This window comes from Pseudoxanthomonas sp. 22568 (genome assembly GCF_052044485.1).
GTDB lineage: Bacteria > Pseudomonadota > Gammaproteobacteria > Xanthomonadales > Xanthomonadaceae > Pseudoxanthomonas_A > Pseudoxanthomonas_A beigongshangi.
On the sequence record NZ_JBQENC010000008.1, the window covers coordinates 135474 to 153403 of the forward strand.

Genomic DNA, 17930 nt, shown 5'->3' on the forward strand with positions numbered 1-17930 from the left:
GCACCGGTTCCGGCCATCTCGTTCATCCACGGGGAAACGTGCATTCCATGTCTTCGCAGTCCCGCAGCGCCCTGATCTTCGGCGGCACCGGACAGATCGGCGCGGCCCTGCTGGCGCGTCTGCGCGCGGCGGGTTGGCGCAGCTACGCCGTGTCACGGCAATCGCGCGAGCAACAGTCCGGCGTTCACTGGTTGCGAGGGGAGTTCGACGCGATGCCGGAACTCCCCGAGCGGGTCGACGTGATTTTCAGCACCGGTCCGCTGGATCGCTTTTCACATTGGTACGCGGACGCGCGAATGGCATGTCCGCGCGTGGTGGCCTTCGGGTCCACCAGCGTCGAGACCAAGCACGCTTCCGCCGACAGTGGCGAGCGTGATCTGGCCGGACGCCTGCGGGATGCCGAAGCGCGGGTGTTCGGGACGGCGGCGCTGCGGGGGACGCAGGCCACGGTGCTGCGTCCCACGCTGGTCTATGGCGCGGGCAGCGACCAGACCCTGTCGCGAATCGCGGCGATGGCACGGCGCAGCGGATTCTTCGTGTTGCCTGCCAATGCGCGCGGACGGCGCCAGCCGGTCCATGTGGCGGACCTGGCCGCGGCCGCCCAGGCGGTGGTGGATGTGGCGGCCACGCACGCCAAGGCCTATGCGTTGCCCGGTGGCGAAACCGTGGTCTATCGCGAAATGGTCCGACGCACGCTGGCCGCGCTGCAGCCTCCACCGCGCCTGATCGTGCTGCCGTCGCCGCTGTTTGCCGCCGCGGTCCTGGCGGCGCGCGCGAGCGGACGCTTGCAGGGCCTGACGGGTGCGGCGGTGGCACGTATGCGCGAGGACCTGGTGTTCGACGCCGGGCCGGCGCGACAGGATTTCGGCTACGCGCCGCGCGGTTTCCAGCCGGATGCGGACATGCTGCCGCGCTGAGCGCGGCGCATGCCGATCAGTAACGCCAGCCCATCACCCGGTAGAACTTGGCCAGGACCCAGGCCGGCCCGATCAGCAGGTAGGTGAGATCGGTGAGGAAACTCGGTTTGCGGCCTTCGATCTTGTGGCCGATGAACTGCGCGATCCAGGCGATCACGAATACGCCCAGGGCCAGCCAGAACAGGTTCGCCACCCCCAGCATGCCTTCCAGCCAGCGGGTCAGCCAGGCCATCGCCACGAAGATCGCCAGCATGCCCAGGCCGAGCGGGCGCGACATCCGGTTGTAGAACATCCACGCACCGAACATCGCCAGCGCCGCCCAGATGCCGGACTTCATCCAGGTGCCGAACACGGGGATGCACCACAGCAGCGCGACCACCGTCCACAGGATGGCGGGGACGGCGAAGAGATGGATCTTCTGGTTGGTGACGTTCTGGTGGTCGCCGGAATAACTGGCGAACCAGCGGTCCACCGGGCGTTGCGCGGTCGCGTTCATGCATCCCTCCCGAGGATGTCGATGCGGCAGGGTATGGAGCATAGCGCAGGCGCGGGCGGCGCGCGTCGCCACCCGGCCCCGGGTGGGCGGACTAGTGGGTGGAAACCCGCGAGAACAACTGGATGACCGCGACCCCGGCCACGATCAGGCCCATGCCGAGCACGGCGGGCAGGTCGAGCGCCTGCTTGAGCACCAGCCAGCCGACCAGGGCGATCAGGACGATGCCGGCGCCGGACCAGATCGCGTAGGCGACCCCGACCGGAACGGTCTTCATCACCTGCGACAGGCAGTAGAAGGCGATGCCGTAACCGGCCGCCACCAGCAGCGAGGGACCGAGGCGGGTGAAGCCCTCCGCCGATTTGAGCGCGCTGGTGGCAATGACCTCGGCGACGATGGCGACGGCCAGGTACAGGTAACCCGGATTCATGGCGGCGGGACAGGCGGCGTGCGTGGCACGGGACCGGGATGCTAGCCCACGCCGCGGTGAACGCCGCCCGACCGGCCCGCGGCCCGAACCGGAGGAACGGGCTCCGGGTGCAGTCTATTGCCTGCGATCAATCCAGCCGCAGATCAGCCAGCCGCAGCAGCGCTTCGGCGTACTTCGCGCGGGTGCGTTCGATGACTTCGGCGGGCAGGCGCGGGCCGGGCGCGGTCTTGTCCCAGTCCAGCGTTTCCAGGTAGTCGCGCACGAACTGCTTGTCGTAGCTCGGCGGGCTGGTGCCGACCTCGTACTGATCCGCCGGCCAGTAGCGCGAGGAATCGGGGGTCAGCATCTCGTCCATGATGTACAGGCGCCCGTCGGCGTCGGTACCGAACTCGAACTTGGTGTCGGCCAGCAGGATGCCGCGCTCGGCCGCGTACTCGGCGGCGTAGCGGTAGATGCGCAGGGTGGCGTCGCGCACGCGCTCGGCCAGTTCCGCGCCCACGGTCTTGACCATCGCGTCGAAATCGATGTTCTCGTCGTGGTCGCCGACCGCCGCCTTGGTGGAGGGGGTGAAAATCGGTTCCGCCAGACGTTCGGCCTGGCGCAGGCCGTCGGGCAGCTCGATGCCGCTGACCTTGCCCGTGCGCTGGTAGTCCTTCCAGCCGCTGCCGATCAGGTAGCCGCGGGCAATGGCTTCCACCGGCACCGGCTTGAGCCTGCGGGTCACCACCGCGCGCTTCGCGTACAGCGCGGGATCCACGCCTGCGGGCAGCACGCTGGCCACGTCGATGCCGGTCAGGTGGTTGGGCAGCAGGTGGGCGGTCTTGGCGAACCAGAAGTTGGAGATCTGGCAGAGCATCTCGCCCTTGCCGGGAATCGGATCCGGCAGCACCACGTCGAACGCGCTGAGGCGATCGGTGGCGACCATCAGCAGGTAGTCGCCGGGCGGCGCGTCGGCGGGCAGACGCTCGCGGGGAATGTCGAATACATCGCGGACCTTGCCGCGGTGGCGCAACGGCAGGCCGGGCAGATCGGATTGAAGCAACGTCGTCGGCACAAATACTCCTCGGGGAGTCCGGATTTCGGTCGGAAGGGCGCGCGCAGCGCACCCGAAGTCCTCCCCGCTCCGTGTCCCGCAAGCCGCCTGGGCGTGCCCGGAACCCGGCCGGGCCGCGTAGTGTACGGCGATGCCGGGCCGCTGTGCCGTAAAATGGCCGCCAATTTCACGGAAACCCCGCCCGGATGAAGCGCTGGTACGGCAAATTGCTCGGATTCATCGCCGGCTGGCTGCTGATGCGGCACCCGGTGGGCGGCCTGATCGGCCTGCTGATCGGCCATGCCTTCGACGAAGACTGGTTCAAGCTGTCCCGGGACAACCCCTACCGGGTGTTCAACCTCACCAGCGACGCCACCGACGCCGAGATCGACCAGGCCTACCGCCGGCTGATTTCCCAGTACCACCCCGACAAGTACGCGGGCGCCGCCGAGGAACTGCGCCGCCAGGCCGAGCGCAAGGCCGGCGAAATCAATGCCGCCTACGACCGCATCAAGACCCTGCGCCGGCGCTGAACGCGCCCGCGCCTTCCCGCCGCACCGACCCGACGAGAGCCCCATGTCCGATTGCCTGATTGCCCCCTCCATCCTGTCCGCCGACTTCGCCAGGCTGGGCGAGGAAGTCGACAACGTGATCGCCGCCGGCGCCGACTGGGTGCACTTCGACGTGATGGACAACCACTACGTCCCCAACCTCACCATCGGCCCGATGGTGTGCCAGGCCCTGCGCAAGCACGGCGTCACCGCGCCGATCGACGTGCACCTGATGGTGGAACCGGTGGATCGGATCATCCCGGACTTCGCCGAGGCCGGCGCCAGCATCATCAGCTTCCATCCCGAGGCCTCGCGTCATGTCCATCGCACGGTGCAGCTGATCAAGTCGCACGGCTGCAAGGCCGGGCTGGTGCTGAATCCGGCCACGCCGGTGGACGTGCTGGACTGGGTGCTGGCGGATCTGGATCTGGTCCTGCTGATGTCGGTGAATCCCGGCTTCGGCGGCCAGGCATTCATTCCTTCCGCGCTCGACAAGCTGCGTGCGGTCCGCGAAAAGATCGATGCCTCCGGCAAGGCCATCCGGCTGGAAATCGACGGCGGGGTGAAGGCCGACAACATCGGTGAAATCGCCGCAGCGGGCGCCGACACCTTCGTCGCCGGCTCGGCGATCTTCAACGCGCCGGACTACGCCGATGTCATCCGCCGCATGCGTGAAGCCGTCGCCGCCGCCCGCTGAGTAGAGCGGAGCTTGCTCCGCTGCCCCGGCCGTCAAATCCCGGCCAAGAAGAAAGGCGGTGGCCAATGACCACCGCCTTTCGGAAAATTGGAGGCTGATCCTGCCTCCGCCCATCGTCCCTGCTATGACTTTCTACGCTACCGGCGCCGGATGACACCCGGATGACAGCCGGGCCTCATCACGGTAGTTCAGGCGGTTGCGCAATGTGCGCCGGGATCGACCCAAGCGGGAACGAAAGCAACGGCACCTGCACGATTGCCGCGACCGCTGCCGGGCAGGCATTCCGCATCGTCCGCACCCACGCGTTAACCTGCCGGTGCGCGCGACCTGCTAGCGTTCGCCATCCCCTTCTTCATCCTCCTTCATGCAGACAGCGCGCTGGCGTCTCATCCTCAATGGCAAAGCGGCGGGCGACGATGCCCTGCGCGCGGCGGTCGCGCACTGGCGTGAACGCGGGATCACGCTGGAGGTGCGGGTGACCTGGGAAGCCGGCGACGCCGAACGCCACGTATCCGAAGCAATCGCCGAAGGCGTGGACACGCTGGTGGCTGCCGGAGGCGACGGAACCCTGAGCGAGGTGGCGACCGCACTGGCCCATCGCGAGGAAACCGCCGACGCGCTCCCCACGCTGGCCCTGGTGCCGATGGGCACGGCCAACGACTTCGCCGCCGCCGCCGGCATCCCGCCCGAGCCCGGGGACGCGCTGGGACTCGCGGCCGCCGAACCCGCGGTGCCGATCGATCTGCTGAGGATCGAAACTGGCGACGAGGTCCATTGGTGCGCCAACCTGGCCAGTGGCGGGTTCGGCACGGAAGTGACCGTGGAAACCGATGAAGGCCTGAAGAAAGTGCTGGGTGGGCTGGCCTATCTGGTCACGGGGATTGCCCGTCTCGGCCGCATCGAGCCGATCGTGGCGGAGCTGCGCGGCCCTGACTTCGCCTGGGGTGGCGAGTTCATTGCCCTGGGCATCGGCAACGGGCGCCAGGCCGGCGGCGGTCAGGCGCTGTGTCCGGATGCCGTCGCCAACGACGGACAACTCGATCTGACCATCGTGCCGACGCTCAACGGGGAAGTGGGCGCGACCGTGGGAACTTTGCTGACCCAGGGCAAGCGCGAGGCGCTGGAGCGGATCGCCACGCATGCGCGCCTGCCCTGGGTCGAGTTGTCGGCAGCCGAACCCATCACACTCAACCTCGACGGCGAACCGGTGCGTTCACGGCATTTCCGCATCACCTGCGTCCCCGGCCGCCTGCGCATGCACCTGCCACCCGATTGCCCGCTGCTGCACGGCTGACCCAGCGTTCGCTGGATGGCGACGGATTTCGCGCCGGACCATATCCAGCCTCCACCAGAGGACGATTTAAGGTCCGCCTCCCGCCGTCCCAGCGAAAGCCGGGACCCATTTCCACCCAGTGATCCACAGCCCCGAGGACTGGCCCGGCGGCCCGGCCATCGGGTAGAGTAGCCCCGTGTTCAGCCAGACGACCCCGCTTTCCGTTTCTTCCGCACGCCGCTGCTGGCGATGGTGGCCCGTTGCCGTCGTCTGCCATGCCCCCGCGTCCCGGAAGGAAAGCCGTCTTGATTTCGCTCGAGCAGTTCCAGCGCCACGCCGCTGAAGGTCACACCCGCATCCCCGTTGTCCGTGAAGTGCTGTCCGACCTGGACACGCCGCTCTCGGTCTACCTGAAACTCGCCGACGCCCCGCATACCTACCTGTTCGAATCGGTGGAAGGCGGCGAGCGTTTCGGCCGCTATTCGATCATCGGCCTGCCGGCGCGGCGGGTGATCAGCTTCCGTGGGCACACGCTGGAAATCCGCGAACGCGGCGAACTCGTGGAACGCCGCGAAGTGGCCGACCCCTTCGCCGAGGTCGAGTCCCTGCGTGCCGCGCATACCGTGCCGCGACTGGAAGGGCTACCCGGTTTCACCGGCGGGCTGGTGGGCTGGTTCGGTTTCGAGTGCATCGGCTATATCGAGCCGCGCCTGAGCGGCGGCGACAAGCCCGACGAACTCGATACCCCGGACATCCTGTTGATGCTGTCGGAAGAACTTGCGGTGTTCGACAACCTCAAGGGGCGCCTGTACCTGATCGTGCACGCCGATCCGCGCGAGGACGGCGCCTGGGAAGGCGCGCAGGCGCGCCTGGACGCGCTGACCGCCAAGCTGCGCCAGCCCGGCGCGGGCTATCCGGCGCCCATCACCTGCGATGTGCTGGACGAAAGCCACTTCGTCTCCGGCTTCACCCGCGAGGGCTTCATCGCCGCGGTGGAAAAGTCCAAGGACTACATCCGTGCCGGCGACATCTTCCAGGTAGTGCTCTCGCAGCGCCTGAGCGTACCGTTCAGCGCGCGTCCGGTGGACGTGTATCGCGCCCTGCGCGCGCTGAATCCGTCGCCCTACATGTATTTCCTCGATGTGGGCGACGTCCAGGTGGTCGGCTCGTCGCCGGAAATCCTGGTACGCCTGCAGGACGGCGAGGTCACCGTGCGTCCGATCGCCGGCACCCGTCCGCGCGGTCGCACCCACGACGAGGACCTCGCGCTGGAAGCCGAGCTGCTGGCCGATCCCAAGGAGCGCGCCGAACACCTGATGCTGATCGACCTCGGCCGCAACGATGCCGGCCGGGTCTCCGAGGCGGGGACCGTGCAGGTCGGCGAACAGTTCGTCATCGAACGCTACAGCCACGTCATGCACATCGTCAGCGAAGTGACCGGCCGGCTGCTGCCGGGCCTGAGCTACGCCGACGTGCTGCGCGCGACCTTCCCGGCCGGCACCGTCAGCGGCGCGCCGAAGATCCGCGCGCTGGAAGTGATCCGCGAGCTGGAACCAATCAAGCGCAACGTCTACGCCGGCAGCATCGGCTACATCGGCTGGCATGGCGATGCCGACACCGCCATCGCCATCCGCACCGCGGTGATCAAGGACGGCCGCCTGCACGTGCAGGCCGGCGCCGGCATCGTCTACGACTCGGATCCGGACAAGGAATGGGACGAGACGATGAACAAGGGCCGCGCGCTGTTCCGCGCGGTGGCCGAAGCGGCGAAGGGATTGTGAGAATCCACGGGACGAAGGAGTTGTACCGATGCGAATGATGAATCGATTGTTGTGGGCGATGGTGTTCCTGTCTGCCCCGATGCTGGCCGCCGCGCAGATGAATGCCTTGCCGGCCCAGCCGCATCTGTTGGTCAAGGGGCAGGGCACGCGCACGGTGGTGCCGGATCGCTTCACTGTTTCCCTGGACCTGCAGGTGACTGACCTGGACACCGACGCCGCCAGGCGGAAGGTGCAGGCCAGCGCCGCCCAGGTCATCGAGGCCTTCAAGCGCAACCAGGTGATCGAAGACTCCCTGCAGGCATCCTCCCTGAGTGTTTCCCCTGACTATGATTGGCGCGACAACAAGCGGGAGTTCAAGGGAAGCCAGGTGCGCCGGAAGGTCCTTGGAACCTTTTCACGGCTGGAAGATACGCAGGCTTTCCTGGCGCAAATCAAGGCCAGTCCCGAGCTCCAGATCGCCAGTCTCGAACCGGGCTACTCCGTAGAGGCCAGCTTGCGCGGGCAGCTCAAACGCGAAGCCGGTGAGCAAACCCGGCATACGGCCGAGCAGCTGGCCAAGGCATACGGTACCCGGATTCGTGGCCTGTACAGCATTTCCGATGTGGCCCCGGATTTTGCCTATGGCGTGCAGGCGGGAACATGGCCCAGTGGTCCCGTAGCGGCCATGGAGCCCAGGCCGGCCGATACCTACCTGCCGCCGGCTCCCGCGGCACCGCCGCTGCATGCGGAAAGCCTCACGGCCGGCACCCTCACCTTCACCGAAAACGTGTACGCGATCTTCCTGATCGCACCCTAGCCCCGCATTCCTCTTTCCATTGAAATGAAAGAGGGGAGTTCCCCATGCTTTTGATGATCGACAACTACGACAGCTTCACCTACAACCTCGTGCAGTACCTGCAGTCGCTGGGCGCCGAGGTGAAGGTGGTGCGCAACGATGCGCTGACGGTGGACGAAATCGTGCGGCTCGCGCCGGAACGCATCGTCATTTCGCCCGGTCCGTGCACGCCCAACGAGGCCGGTGTCTCGCTGGAGGTGATTGAATCGCTGGGACGGAATACGCCGATCCTCGGCGTGTGCCTGGGCCACCAGAGCATCGGCCAGGCCTACGGCGGCAAGGTGATCCGTGCCGGCCAGATCATGCACGGCAAGACCTCGCGCATCCGTCACGAGGGTCGGGGCGTGTTCGCCGGTTTGCCGGATGCCTACGAGGCCACCCGCTACCACTCGCTGGTGGTCGAGCGCGGCTCGCTGCCGGACGCGCTGGAGATCACCGCCTGGACCGAGAACGAGGACGGCTCGTTCGAGGAGATCATGGGACTGCGGCACCGGGAGTTCCCGGTGGAAGGCGTGCAGTTCCACCCCGAGTCCATCCTGACCGAGCATGGCCACGCCCTGCTCAAGAATTTCCTTGAACGATAGCGCCACCGGTCGGCCGCCCCACGCCGCCAACCAGCCACGCGGGAATCACACCATGCCCCTTACCCCCCAGGAAGCGCTGCAACGGACCATCGAGCACCGCGAGATCTTCCACGACGAGATGGTCGACCTGATGCGCCAGATCATGCGCGGCGACGTGTCGCCGACGATGACCGCGGCCATCCTCACCGGCCTGCGGGTCAAGAAGGAAACCGTCGGCGAGATCGCCGGCGCCGCCACGGTGATGCGCGAGTTCTCGCGGCCGGTGCCGATTGCCGACACCCGCCATCTGGTCGATATCGTCGGCACGGGCGGCGATGGATCGCACACCTTCAACATCTCCACCTGTTCGATGTTCGTGGCCGCGGCGGCCGGCGCCAAGGTCGCCAAGCACGGCAACCGCAGCGTGTCCTCCAAGTCCGGCAGCGCCGACGTGCTGGAAGCACTGGGCGCGGCGATCGAACTGCAACCGGAACAGGTGGCGAGTTCCATCGAACAGGCCGGCATCGGCTTCATGTTCGCGCCGGTACATCATCCGGCGATGAAGGTGGTCGCCCCGGTCCGCCGCGAAATGGGCGTGCGCACGATCTTCAACATCCTCGGTCCGCTGACCAATCCGGCCGGCGCGGCCAACATCCTGATGGGCGTGTTCCATCCCGACCTGGTCGGCATCCAGGCGCGGGTGATGCACGAACTGGGCGCCGAACGCGCGCTGGTGGTGTGGGGCCGGGACGGCATGGACGAACTGTCGCTGGGCGCGGCCACCCTGGTCGGCGAACTGCGCGACGGCGTGGTGCGCGAGTACGAAGTGCATCCGGAGGATTTCGGCATCGCCATGTCCGCCAGCCGCAACCTGCGCGTGGCCGATGCCGCCGAGTCGAAGGCGATCCTGCTGGGCGTGCTGGACAACAAGCCCGGACCGGCACGCGATATCGTCGCGCTCAATGCCGGCGCGGCGCTGTACGTGGCCGGCGTGGCCGACAGCATCGAGGACGGCATCGTCCGCGCACGTGAAGCCATCACCGACGGTCGCGCGGCCGCGCGGCTGCAATCCTTCGTCGAGACCACCCGGCGCCTGGCCGGGGAAGGGAAGTAGACATGGCCGGCAACGGTTTCGCCCAGCTCCCCAAGCCGCCGTACTACGCGGTGATCTTTTCCTCTCAACGCAATGGCCAGGATGACCCGGGCTATGGCGCGATGGCCCAGCGAATGGTCGAACTGGCCGTGCAGCAGCCGGGCTTCCTGGGCATCGAGTCGACCCGGGGGGCTGACGGCTTCGGCATCACCGTGGCGTACTGGGACAGCGAGGACGCGATCCGCGCCTGGCGGCAGCACGCCGAGCACACCGCGGCGCGGGAGCAGGGCCGGCGCGACTGGTACGATCACTTCGAACTGCGCGTGGCCAAGGTGGAACGCGCCTACGGCTGGGATCGCGGCTAGGACTTCCCGCGCCGCCGCACCACCGAAGACTGGACATTGATCGGAACCCCATGAGCGACATCCTCAACACCATCCTCGCCCGCAAGACCGGGGAAATCGCCGAGCGCAGCGCCCGCGTGCCGCTGGCCGAACTGGTCGCGCGTGCCGCCGACGTGCCCGACACGCGCGGCTTCGCCGATGCGCTCAACGCGATGATCGCGCAGGGCGATCCGGCGGTGATTGCGGAGGTGAAGAAGGCCAGTCCGTCCAAGGGCGTGATCCGGCCCGACTTCCGCCCGGCCGACATCGCGGTGAGCTACGAGTTCGGTGGCGCGGCCTGCCTGTCGGTGCTGACCGACGTGGATTTCTTCCAGGGCGCCGACGACTACCTGCGGCAGGCACGCGAGGCCTGCACGCTGCCGGTCCTGCGCAAGGACTTCACCATCGATCCCTACCAGGTATACGAGGCGCGCGTGCTGGGGGCCGACTGCATCCTGCTGATCGTCGCCGCGCTGGATGACAACCAACTGGTCGAGCTGTCCGGCCTGGCGATGCAGCTGGACATGGACGTGGTGGTGGAAGTGCACGACATCGACGAACTGGAGCGCGCCCTGCAGGTGCCGGTGCCGCTGGTCGGCATCAACAACCGCAACCTGCGCACCTTCGAAGTCTCGCTGGAGACCACGCTGGCGATGAAGGACGCGGTGCCGCGCGACCGGCTGCTGGTGACCGAGAGCGGCATCCTGGTACCGGACGATGTGGCACGGATGCGCACGGCCGGGGTCAACGCGTTCCTGGTCGGCGAGACCTTCATGCGCGCGGACGAACCGGGCGAGGCGTTGCGTCAGCTATTCTTCGCGTCATGAGCGATCTTTCCTACCCGAAGCCGCGTCCCGAGGCGCCGCTGGTGGTGTTCGATTTCGACCATACCCTGTACGCCGGCGATTCCGGCGGTCATCTGGTGACCTGGCTGATCAGGCGCAACCCGCTGCGTGCCGCCGTGGCGATCCTCGCCTCGGTGGTGCTGGGCCCGATGGTGGCCTTCCTGCCAACCCGCCGGCATGGCATTTCCGGCTACATCTGGATCGGTACCTTTGGCCTGCATGGGCGCCGAAGCTTCGACTCATTGATCGATCGCTACGTCGCCACCCATCGCGAGGAAGTGCGGCAGCGACTGCTGCCGGTGGCGCTGGAGGTATTCCGCCAGCATCGCGCGTCCGGTGACCGGGTGGTGGTGGCCACCGGCGCACCACCGGAACTGGCGCGGGCGATCCTCAGCTTCGTCGCCCACGAGGACGTGCCGGTGATCGGCACCGCGGTGGGGCCGCGCCTGGGCGCGGTGGTCGCGACCCGCCATTGCCACAACGAGGAAAAGATGCGGATGCTGCGCGAACGCGGCTATGGCGAAGTCGCCGTGGCCTATTCGGACAGCAGCGCCGATCTGCCGCTGCTCAAGGCCGCGCGCGCCCCGGTGGTGGTCAACCCGAAACCTGGCCGGATCGAAATGTTCCGGCGGGTGTTGCCGGCCGGCACGCCGATCCTCAACTGGGGCTGCCGCGATCGCGGTGGCGAGCCGGTGTCCTGACGGAACGGGCGGAACTTACAGCCGCTCAGGGGCGTTCCAATCCCTGATCAGGTCCATCAGATCGTGATGGACGAAATCCTGGTACTCGCCGGCATCATAGAACCGGCCGTAGCAGTTCTTGCAGCTCTCGAACCAGATGTGCGGCTGCTGCGGATCGACCATGCGCACCAGATCCCAGTGGCCGATGCAGACCGGGCACTGGATGCGGTCGACCTCGTTGCATTTTTCGCCCTGCGCCGGATCCCCGGTGTCGATCTCGTCCACGCGCTCCTTCAGGAGTTCATGGGTACGCATGTCGAACCACAATCCCTTGCAGTGCGTGCAGCGGTGCACGTCGGCCTCGGGCAGGTTCAGTCGCTCCATCGCGTGGTGGCACTTGGGGCATTGCATGGCGGGGCGGCTCGCGGTGGGAAAACTGGCGGATACGTTAGCGGGCGCGGCCCGGCTTGCCCAGCGCTCAGAACAGCCAGGCCGCGCCGATGTGGTACAGGCTGATGCACAGGACCAGCACGCCCACCACGGTCAGCACGACGCGCTCCGGCACATGGCGCACCAGATAGGCCGCCAGCGGTGCGGCGAGCACGCCGCCGATCAGCAGGCCCAGCACGATTTCCAGGTGCTGCAGGCCGATCGTCAGGAAGAAGGTCAGCGAAACGGCGAGGGTGATGACGAACTCGGCCGCGTTGACCGTGCCGATGGTGGTGCGCGCCTTGCCGCCGCCGGCAAGCAGGGTCGAGGTCGCCAACGGGCCCCAGCCGCCGCCGCCGCTGGCATCCAGCAGTCCGGCGAAAAAGCCCAGCACGGGCACCCGCTGGATCTGCTTCTTCGGCATGAAGCGGCCGAACGAGCGCAGCAGGATCAGGATCGACAGCAACAGCAGGTACAGGTAGACGAAGGGACGGATGGCCTCGCCAGGCAGCCGGGTGAGCACGTAGGCGCCAATCACCCCGCCAAGCGCGCCGGACAGGGTCAGGCGCCAGAACAGGCGCTTGTCGATGTTGCGGAAATAGGCATGCGAGGCGCCCGAGACGCCCGTGGTGAAGACCTCGGCCGTGTGGACGCTGGCGCTCACCGCCGCCGGCGGCAGGCCCATGCCCAGCAGGATCGACGAGGAGACCAGCCCGAAGGCCATGCCCAGCGCGCCGTCCACCAATTGCGCGCCCAGGCCGATGAGGATGAACCAGTAGAACTCGCTTCCAAACGCCATCCAGCGCTTCCCGTGGGGCAGGAATGCCCGGTTTGCGCGGTCAGGATAACCGGAGGCGGGGAGGCCGGGTCCATCTGGACCCGGCGGGGCAATCAATGTGACCCGTCAGCGCGTGCCGTACAGCACCACGGTCTTGCCGCGCGCGTGCAGCGTGCCGTCGGCCTGCAGCTTCTTCAGCACGCGGCCGGCCATCTCGCGGGAGCAGCCCACCAGGCGGGCCAGTTCCTGGCGCGACACGCGCAGCTGGGTACCCTGCGGATGGCTCATCGCCTCCGGTTCGCGGGCCAGATCGTGCAGGGTGCGCACGATGCGGTCGGTGACGTCCAGGAAGGCCAGCCGGCTGGCTTTCCTGCTGGTATCCAGCAACCGGCGCGAAAGCTGCGCGCCGATGGCGTAGAGCAGCTTGGGCGCATCCGCCGACAGCGAGCCCAGGAACAACTGGTGCAGGCGTTCGTAGCTGATCTCGGCCAATTCGCACTGGGTCCGGGTTCGCAGGATGACTTCCCGCCGGTCGGACTCGATGAACAGGCCCATTTCGCCGACGAACTCGCCGCCGCCGAAATAGCCGAGCACCAACTCGCGGTCGTCATCTTCTTCCGTGATGATGCTCACGGAACCGCTGACCACATAGTAGAGTGTGCCGGCGGGATCCCCCGGGCGGAACACATCGGCCCGAGCGGGATAGCGCCGGCGATGGCTGTGGGCGAGGAAACGCTCGATCGTGGCTGCATCCGGCGTCAGCGGGCTGGCGGCGGTGCGAGCGGGGGCGGAAAGAGGCAGGCCAGGGCTCATGATGGTCGGGGCGGTGAATTCAGGAAGCTTAGTCCCAATACGCCCCGGACGGCAAACCCGGGCCATGCAAGCGCCGGGCCAAACCCGCGTCGGCCGGCCGTCGGCCCCGGACATTTCGTTGTCACGTCGTTTGCCCCATAATTCCGCCCCTTCCCCATTACCCCCAAAGAGGGACCGCTGCCGTGGTAAAACCACTGCCTCGCCTCAGGCTGCAAGGTTTCAACAACCTCACCAAGGCGCTGAGCTTCAACATCTATGACGTGTGCTACGCCGTTTCCGAAGACGAGCGCCAGCGCTACATCGAATACATCGACGAAGAGTACAACGCCGATCGCCTCACCCAGATCCTGACGGATGTGGCGGAGATCATCGGTGCCAACATCCTCAACGTGGCCCGCCAGGACTACGACCCGCAGGGTGCGTCGGTGACGATCCTGATCTCCGAAGAACCGGTGATCGACAAGAAGCAGGCAGGCAAGGAGATCATCTCCGACGCGGTGGTGGCGCACATGGACAAGAGCCACATCACCGTGCACACCTATCCGGAGACCCATCCGCAGCACGGCATCGCCACGTTCCGCGCCGACATCGACGTCGCCACCTGCGGCGTGATTTCGCCGCTGAAGGCGCTGAACTACCTGATCGAGAGCCTGGAGTCCGACATTGTCATCATGGACTACCGGGTGCGTGGCTTCACCCGCGACGTGAAGGGCAAGAAGCACTACATCGATCACAAGATCAACTCGATCCAGAACTTCCTGGCGAACAACATCAAGTCGCGCTACGAGATGTTCGACGTCAACGTCTACCAGGAAAACATCTTCCACACGAAGATGCACCTGAAGGACTTCGACCTGGATCAGTACCTGTTCGAAGAGAAGGCCAAGAACCTGTCGTTCAAGGAACGGATGAAGATCGAGGCGCTGCTCAAGCGCGAGATCGAGGAACTGTTCCACGGGCGCAACCTGTCCGAGTAGTCGGCGGGCCCGCGCCGGTTACATCCGGTTCGGGCGCGCGGGTTCACACTGGCGCGCAAATCAGGCGGGACGACCCGCCCGCGGCCCGCAGGCCGCGAAAGCAGGACCGACGGCGGTCCGGAGCGAAAGTTCCGGGCCGCTTTTTCTTTGGCGGCCCGGGCACAACCTGGAGGAAAGACGTATGGCGTGGGTATATCTGGTGCTGGCCGGCCTGCTGGAAGTGGTGTGGGCGATGGGCCTGAAGTATTCGGAAGGTTTCAGCCGGCTGTGGCCGAGCCTGATCACGGTGGTCGCGATGGTGGCCAGCTTCTGGCTGCTGGCGACGGCGCTCAAGCAGATCCCGCTCGGCACCGGTTACGCGATCTGGGTGGGCATCGGCGCCGTGGGCACCGCCCTGCTCGGCATGCTGGTGCTGAAGGAGCCAGCCACGGTGGCGCGGCTGGTCTGCATCGGCCTGATCATCGCCGGCATCGCCGGGCTCAAGCTCACCTCGAACGGGTAAACAGGCCCGGGCGCCATCGCCGTTTCCGGCTGGCGCATGGCGATACGCCGTGGTCCCGACCAAGGCCGGGACCCATTTGCCGTGACTCCGATCGGGACGGACGTGCCGGAGGAGCCCGTCGCTTCAGGAAAGGGCGAGAAGCGGGGGCGGGGCGGAGGGGCCGCGAAAAATGGCTTTCCGGACCACCTACAGGCGGTAGGCAACCGTCTTCATGAACCGCGAGGCGGCGGCCATCAGGGTGGGAATCGGCGATGGCAACACCCGCGCGCCGGCCTGTTCGGCGTGCTCGGCGTGACGGGCCTCGTCGGCCTTCATCACCTTGAGGATCTCGCGGCTGCGCAGATCCGCCTCCGGCAGGGTTTCCAGATGCTCGTCCAGGTGCGCTTCGACCTGGTGTTCGGTTTCCACCACGAAACCCAGGCTCCAGCCGTCGCCGCGCAGGCCCGCGAGCGCACCCAGGGCGTAGCTGCCGCCGTACCAGAGCGGGTTGAACAGGCTCGGCCGACTGTCCAGCTCGCGCAGGCGGTCGGCGCACCAGGCCAGGTGGTCGGTCTCCTCCTGGGCGGCTTCCAGCAGGTGGGCCTTCGTCGCATCGTCGCGTGCGACGGCCGCCTGGCCGAAGTACAGGCCCTGCGCGCAGACCTCGCCGACATGGTTGATCCGCATCAGTCCGGCCGCGTGGCGGCGCTCGCCGGCGTCCAGTTCGACCTCCGGGGTGTCCCCGGCCGGGTTCGGGCGCTGCGCGGCCGGGCTGCCGAACACGGTTTCCAGGGCGCGCTGGGTCTCGATCAGGAACTGGTCCAGCGGGGTGTGCAGGCGGAGCGGACGCATGGGACGGGCAGTGGCGAGTGGGGTGGACGGATTCTCGCCCCCGCCGCTTCCCCTGCCAACCCGGCGAGCGCCGCCGCCCGGATTCCGCCAGGGGGCCGACTTGCACGCCGCTCGACCGACCAGTACAATCCCGCTTCTTTCGCTCCACCCTTCACATCGCGTGGCAAAGTTCCGTCGGCGCCCGCCGGCGCAATCCGCCCGACCCACACCTAGAGTTCCGTCATGAAGACCTTCACCGCCAAGTCCGAGACCGTCCAGCGCGACTGGTATCTCGTCGACGCCACCGGCAAGACGCTCGGCCGTCTGTCCACCGAACTGGCCCGCCGCCTGCGTGGCAAGCACAAGCCCGTCTACACCCCGCACGTCGATACCGGCGATTACCTCGTCGTGATCAACGCCGAGAAGATCGCGGTGACCGGCAACAAGCTGGCGGACAAGAAGTACCACCGCTTCACCGGCTACATCGGCAACCTGAAGACGGAAACCCTGGCGCAGGCGCTGGAACGTCATCCGGAGCGCGTGATCGAGACCGCCGTGAAGGGCATGCTGCCGAAGGGCCCGCTGGGCCGCGACATGTACCGCAAGCTCAAGGTCTACGCCGGCCCGAATCATCCGCACGCCGCTCAGCAGCCGCAGGTCCTGGACATCTAATCATGGCTATCACTCAGAACTACGGCACCGGCCGTCGCAAGTCTTCCACCGCCCGCGTGTTCCTGCGCAAGGGCACCGGCAACATCACCGTCAATGGCCGTCCGCTGGACGAGTTCTTTGGCCGTGAGACCGCGCGCATGATCGTGCGCCAGCCGCTGGAACTGACCAAGAACACCGAGAATTTCGACATCGTCGCCACCGCTTCCGGCGGCGGTACCACCGGCCAGGCCGGCGCCATCCGCCTGGGCATCGCCCGCGCGCTGGTGGAATATGACGAAACCCTGAAGACCGAGCTGCGCAAGGCCGGCTTCGTGACCCGCGACGCCCGCGAGGTCGAGCGCAAGAAGGTCGGTCTGCACAAAGCACGTCGTGCAACCCAGTTCTCGAAGCGCTAAACTACGCTCCACACGTTTTACAGCCCCGTCGCCAAGCGGTAAGGCACCTGACTCTGACTCAGGCATTCGGTGGTTCGAATCCATCCGGGGCTGCCAATTCGAAGACCGGTCACTCTGGCCCCGCCAGGGAACCGGAATCCAGCAAAAGCCCGCCTCGCGCGGGTTTTTGCTTTTGCCGAGGACCATGCGATGGTCGCGACGTTCCTGCCGCCCTTCATTCCCGCCGCGCAACTGCTGCCGCAGATGCGCCAGCGCGGCTATGCCGTGCTCGAGCCGGCCGCCGTCGGCGAATTGTGCGGCTTTCCGGTCCCGGCCCTGGACGTGTTCAAACCGGACTGGGACCATCTGGCGGTCGATGAGTATCTGAAGGACGGCGGACGCTACCGGCGACGGCGGCATTCCTGTTTCGTCGTCGAGGGCGACGAGTTGGCCCAGGCGCCACATCGCGCGCACTGGCAATCGCTGGACTACAACGCGCTGCACGGTGGCATGCGCCGCTGGTTCGAGCCGATGCGGCCGGAAACCGCTGGCCATCCGCTGTGGCGGCATCTGCTGATGGCGCTGGGCCGGGTCTGCTCCGAGCTGAAAGGCGCGCGTGCCTGGTATGTCGAAGCCCACCAGTTCCGCATCGACACCACCGACGGCATCGGCCGCCCCACGCCCGAGGGCGCCCATCGCGACGGCGTGGATTTCGTGGCGGTGATGCTGGTGGATCGGGTCGGCATCAAGGGCGGCGAAACCCGGGTGTTCGAGGCGGCCGGCCCGGACGGGCAGCGCTTCACCCTGGAAGCGCCCTGGTCATTGATGTTCCTGGATGATGCCCGGGTGATCCACGAATCCACCCCCATCCAGCCCGTTGAAGGGCAGGCGGGTCACCGCGATACGCTGGTACTGACTTTCCGCGCGGATGGCTTCCAGGGCGACTGACAGCGTGGCGCGCAGGTAGTTACAATTGAAACCATAATCAGCAGAGGTCCGCA

The 17930-nt window shown here is 67.0% G+C and carries 23 protein-coding genes and 1 tRNA gene; 17 read left to right on the plus strand and 7 right to left on the minus strand.

Annotated elements, in window-relative coordinates; all coding sequences use genetic code 11:
- Positions 1 to 47: 47 nt before the first annotated feature.
- Positions 48 to 917, plus strand: a complete 870-nt coding sequence (locus ACTJI2_RS12170) for a nucleoside-diphosphate sugar epimerase (protein ID WP_440842249.1) — start codon at positions 48 to 50, stop codon at positions 915 to 917.
- Positions 918 to 933: 16 nt separating this feature from the next.
- On the opposite strand, the gene ACTJI2_RS12175 is transcribed toward ACTJI2_RS12170, so the two are convergent.
- The 3 genes from ACTJI2_RS12175 to ACTJI2_RS12185 form a co-directional block, all read right to left on the minus strand.
- The gene (locus tag ACTJI2_RS12175; RefSeq protein WP_440842250.1) at positions 934 to 1413 is read right to left on the minus strand and encodes an Mpo1 family 2-hydroxy fatty acid dioxygenase; all 480 of its coding nucleotides are present in this window, start codon (positions 1411 to 1413) and stop codon (positions 934 to 936) included.
- A 91-nt stretch (positions 1414 to 1504) separates the two neighbouring features.
- A complete protein-coding gene (locus tag ACTJI2_RS12180) occupies positions 1505 to 1840 on the minus strand; it encodes an SMR family transporter (RefSeq protein WP_183639191.1) in 336 nt (111 codons plus the stop codon).
- 127 nt (positions 1841 to 1967) lie between these two features.
- A complete protein-coding gene (locus ACTJI2_RS12185; RefSeq protein ID WP_183639189.1) occupies positions 1968 to 2894 on the minus strand; it encodes a phosphoribosylaminoimidazolesuccinocarboxamide synthase in 927 nt (308 codons plus the stop codon).
- 185 nt (positions 2895 to 3079) lie between these two features.
- On the opposite strand from ACTJI2_RS12185, the gene ACTJI2_RS12190 reads away from it, so the two are divergent.
- The 10 genes from ACTJI2_RS12190 (at position 3080) to ACTJI2_RS12235 (ending at position 11595) form a co-directional block, all read left to right on the plus strand.
- Complete coding sequence (locus tag ACTJI2_RS12190) at positions 3080 to 3406, plus strand: J domain-containing protein (protein WP_141455554.1); 327 nt, start codon at positions 3080 to 3082, stop codon at positions 3404 to 3406.
- Positions 3407 to 3449: 43 nt separating this feature from the next.
- A complete protein-coding gene (rpe, locus tag ACTJI2_RS12195; RefSeq protein ID WP_141455555.1) occupies positions 3450 to 4121 on the plus strand; it encodes a ribulose-phosphate 3-epimerase in 672 nt (223 codons plus the stop codon).
- 364 nt (positions 4122 to 4485) lie between these two features.
- Complete coding sequence (gene yegS / locus ACTJI2_RS12200) at positions 4486 to 5415, plus strand: lipid kinase YegS (protein WP_440842251.1); 930 nt, start codon at positions 4486 to 4488, stop codon at positions 5413 to 5415.
- A 284-nt stretch (positions 5416 to 5699) separates the two neighbouring features.
- A complete protein-coding gene (gene trpE, locus ACTJI2_RS12205) occupies positions 5700 to 7175 on the plus strand; it encodes an anthranilate synthase component I (RefSeq protein WP_440842252.1) in 1476 nt (491 codons plus the stop codon).
- A gap of 34 nt (positions 7176 to 7209) precedes the next feature.
- On the plus strand, positions 7210 to 7971 hold the full coding sequence (locus ACTJI2_RS12210; protein WP_440842288.1) for an SIMPL domain-containing protein: 762 nt from the start codon (positions 7210 to 7212) through the stop codon (positions 7969 to 7971).
- 44 nt (positions 7972 to 8015) lie between these two features.
- Entirely contained in the window at positions 8016 to 8594 is a 579-nt protein-coding gene (locus ACTJI2_RS12215) for an anthranilate synthase component II (protein WP_440842253.1), read from the plus strand.
- 52 nt (positions 8595 to 8646) lie between these two features.
- Positions 8647 to 9687: an anthranilate phosphoribosyltransferase gene (gene trpD / locus ACTJI2_RS12220; protein ID WP_440842254.1), complete on the plus strand. Its 1041-nt coding sequence runs from the start codon at positions 8647 to 8649 to the stop codon at positions 9685 to 9687.
- A gap of 2 nt (positions 9688 to 9689) precedes the next feature.
- Positions 9690 to 10031 (plus strand): antibiotic biosynthesis monooxygenase family protein, encoded by a 342-nt coding sequence (locus tag ACTJI2_RS12225; RefSeq protein ID WP_183639177.1) that lies wholly within the window; start codon positions 9690 to 9692, stop codon positions 10029 to 10031.
- Between the two features lie 50 nt (positions 10032 to 10081).
- Positions 10082 to 10876, plus strand: a complete 795-nt coding sequence (trpC, locus tag ACTJI2_RS12230) for an indole-3-glycerol phosphate synthase TrpC (RefSeq protein WP_440842255.1) — start codon at positions 10082 to 10084, stop codon at positions 10874 to 10876.
- Positions 10873 to 11595 (plus strand): HAD-IB family phosphatase, encoded by a 723-nt coding sequence (locus tag ACTJI2_RS12235; protein WP_183639172.1) that lies wholly within the window; start codon positions 10873 to 10875, stop codon positions 11593 to 11595. Before trpC ends, ACTJI2_RS12235 begins: the two co-directional genes overlap by 4 nt.
- A 15-nt stretch (positions 11596 to 11610) precedes the next feature.
- Here ACTJI2_RS12235 and ACTJI2_RS12240 read toward each other — a convergent pair whose 3' ends face one another.
- The 3 genes from ACTJI2_RS12240 to crp all read right to left on the minus strand — a co-directional run bounded on the left by ACTJI2_RS12240 (position 11611) and on the right by crp (position 13594).
- Positions 11611 to 11985, minus strand: coding sequence for a zf-TFIIB domain-containing protein (locus ACTJI2_RS12240; protein ID WP_440842256.1), 375 nt, complete (start codon positions 11983 to 11985; stop codon positions 11611 to 11613).
- 67 nt (positions 11986 to 12052) lie between these two features.
- On the minus strand, positions 12053 to 12802 hold the full coding sequence (locus ACTJI2_RS12245; protein WP_183639167.1) for a sulfite exporter TauE/SafE family protein: 750 nt from the start codon (positions 12800 to 12802) through the stop codon (positions 12053 to 12055).
- A 105-nt stretch (positions 12803 to 12907) separates the two neighbouring features.
- Positions 12908 to 13594, minus strand: a complete 687-nt coding sequence (gene crp, locus ACTJI2_RS12250) for a cAMP-activated global transcriptional regulator CRP (RefSeq protein WP_141455566.1) — start codon at positions 13592 to 13594, stop codon at positions 12908 to 12910.
- Between the two features lie 182 nt (positions 13595 to 13776).
- Between crp and speD the strand changes: the two genes are divergently transcribed.
- Together speD and sugE are read left to right on the plus strand one after the other, a co-directional pair.
- The gene (speD, locus tag ACTJI2_RS12255) at positions 13777 to 14571 is read left to right on the plus strand and encodes an adenosylmethionine decarboxylase (RefSeq protein WP_141455567.1); all 795 of its coding nucleotides are present in this window, start codon (positions 13777 to 13779) and stop codon (positions 14569 to 14571) included.
- A 181-nt stretch (positions 14572 to 14752) separates the two neighbouring features.
- On the plus strand, positions 14753 to 15073 hold the full coding sequence (gene sugE / locus ACTJI2_RS12260) for a quaternary ammonium compound efflux SMR transporter SugE (protein WP_183639165.1): 321 nt from the start codon (positions 14753 to 14755) through the stop codon (positions 15071 to 15073).
- Positions 15074 to 15259: 186 nt separating this feature from the next.
- Here sugE and coq7 read toward each other — a convergent pair whose 3' ends face one another.
- Positions 15260 to 15904, minus strand: coding sequence for a 2-polyprenyl-3-methyl-6-methoxy-1,4-benzoquinone monooxygenase (coq7, locus tag ACTJI2_RS12265; RefSeq protein ID WP_440842257.1), 645 nt, complete (start codon positions 15902 to 15904; stop codon positions 15260 to 15262).
- A 222-nt stretch (positions 15905 to 16126) separates the two neighbouring features.
- On the opposite strand from coq7, the gene rplM reads away from it, so the two are divergent.
- The 4 genes from rplM to ACTJI2_RS12285 all read left to right on the plus strand — a co-directional run bounded on the left by rplM (position 16127) and on the right by ACTJI2_RS12285 (position 17877).
- Complete coding sequence (gene rplM / locus ACTJI2_RS12270; protein WP_141455570.1) at positions 16127 to 16555, plus strand: 50S ribosomal protein L13; 429 nt, start codon at positions 16127 to 16129, stop codon at positions 16553 to 16555.
- Positions 16556 to 16557: 2 nt separating this feature from the next.
- Positions 16558 to 16950, plus strand: coding sequence for a 30S ribosomal protein S9 (gene rpsI / locus ACTJI2_RS12275; RefSeq protein ID WP_141455571.1), 393 nt, complete (start codon positions 16558 to 16560; stop codon positions 16948 to 16950).
- Positions 16951 to 16971: 21 nt separating this feature from the next.
- Positions 16972 to 17046, plus strand: a tRNA-Gln gene (locus tag ACTJI2_RS12280).
- 93 nt (positions 17047 to 17139) lie between these two features.
- Positions 17140 to 17877: a 2OG-Fe dioxygenase family protein gene (locus ACTJI2_RS12285; RefSeq protein WP_440842258.1), complete on the plus strand. Its 738-nt coding sequence runs from the start codon at positions 17140 to 17142 to the stop codon at positions 17875 to 17877.
- Positions 17878 to 17930: the final 53 nt, after the last annotated feature.

Coding starts and splice junctions, on each gene's coding strand:
- ACTJI2_RS12285 (WP_440842258.1), top strand. CDS start 17,140: ATGGTCGCGACGTTCCTGCCGCCCTTCATTCCCGCCGCGCAACTGCTG.
- yegS (WP_440842251.1), top strand. CDS start 4,486: ATGCAGACAGCGCGCTGGCGTCTCATCCTCAATGGCAAAGCGGCGGGC.
- ACTJI2_RS12245 (WP_183639167.1), bottom strand. CDS start 12,802: ATGGCGTTTGGAAGCGAGTTCTACTGGTTCATCCTCATCGGCCTGGGC.
- sugE (WP_183639165.1), top strand. CDS start 14,753: ATGGCGTGGGTATATCTGGTGCTGGCCGGCCTGCTGGAAGTGGTGTGG.
- trpC (WP_440842255.1), top strand. CDS start 10,082: ATGAGCGACATCCTCAACACCATCCTCGCCCGCAAGACCGGGGAAATC.
- crp (WP_141455566.1), bottom strand. CDS start 13,594: ATGAGCCCTGGCCTGCCTCTTTCCGCCCCCGCTCGCACCGCCGCCAGC.
- ACTJI2_RS12240 (WP_440842256.1), bottom strand. CDS start 11,985: ATGCAATGCCCCAAGTGCCACCACGCGATGGAGCGACTGAACCTGCCC.
- rplM (WP_141455570.1), top strand. CDS start 16,127: ATGAAGACCTTCACCGCCAAGTCCGAGACCGTCCAGCGCGACTGGTAT.
- ACTJI2_RS12175 (WP_440842250.1), bottom strand. CDS start 1,413: ATGAACGCGACCGCGCAACGCCCGGTGGACCGCTGGTTCGCCAGTTAT.
- coq7 (WP_440842257.1), bottom strand. CDS start 15,904: ATGCGTCCGCTCCGCCTGCACACCCCGCTGGACCAGTTCCTGATCGAG.
- ACTJI2_RS12210 (WP_440842288.1), top strand. CDS start 7,210: ATGATGAATCGATTGTTGTGGGCGATGGTGTTCCTGTCTGCCCCGATG.
- rpe (WP_141455555.1), top strand. CDS start 3,450: ATGTCCGATTGCCTGATTGCCCCCTCCATCCTGTCCGCCGACTTCGCC.
- ACTJI2_RS12190 (WP_141455554.1), top strand. CDS start 3,080: ATGAAGCGCTGGTACGGCAAATTGCTCGGATTCATCGCCGGCTGGCTG.
- rpsI (WP_141455571.1), top strand. CDS start 16,558: ATGGCTATCACTCAGAACTACGGCACCGGCCGTCGCAAGTCTTCCACC.
- trpD (WP_440842254.1), top strand. CDS start 8,647: ATGCCCCTTACCCCCCAGGAAGCGCTGCAACGGACCATCGAGCACCGC.
- ACTJI2_RS12225 (WP_183639177.1), top strand. CDS start 9,690: ATGGCCGGCAACGGTTTCGCCCAGCTCCCCAAGCCGCCGTACTACGCG.
- ACTJI2_RS12215 (WP_440842253.1), top strand. CDS start 8,016: ATGCTTTTGATGATCGACAACTACGACAGCTTCACCTACAACCTCGTG.
- ACTJI2_RS12170 (WP_440842249.1), top strand. CDS start 48: ATGTCTTCGCAGTCCCGCAGCGCCCTGATCTTCGGCGGCACCGGACAG.
- ACTJI2_RS12180 (WP_183639191.1), bottom strand. CDS start 1,840: ATGAATCCGGGTTACCTGTACCTGGCCGTCGCCATCGTCGCCGAGGTC.
- ACTJI2_RS12235 (WP_183639172.1), top strand. CDS start 10,873: ATGAGCGATCTTTCCTACCCGAAGCCGCGTCCCGAGGCGCCGCTGGTG.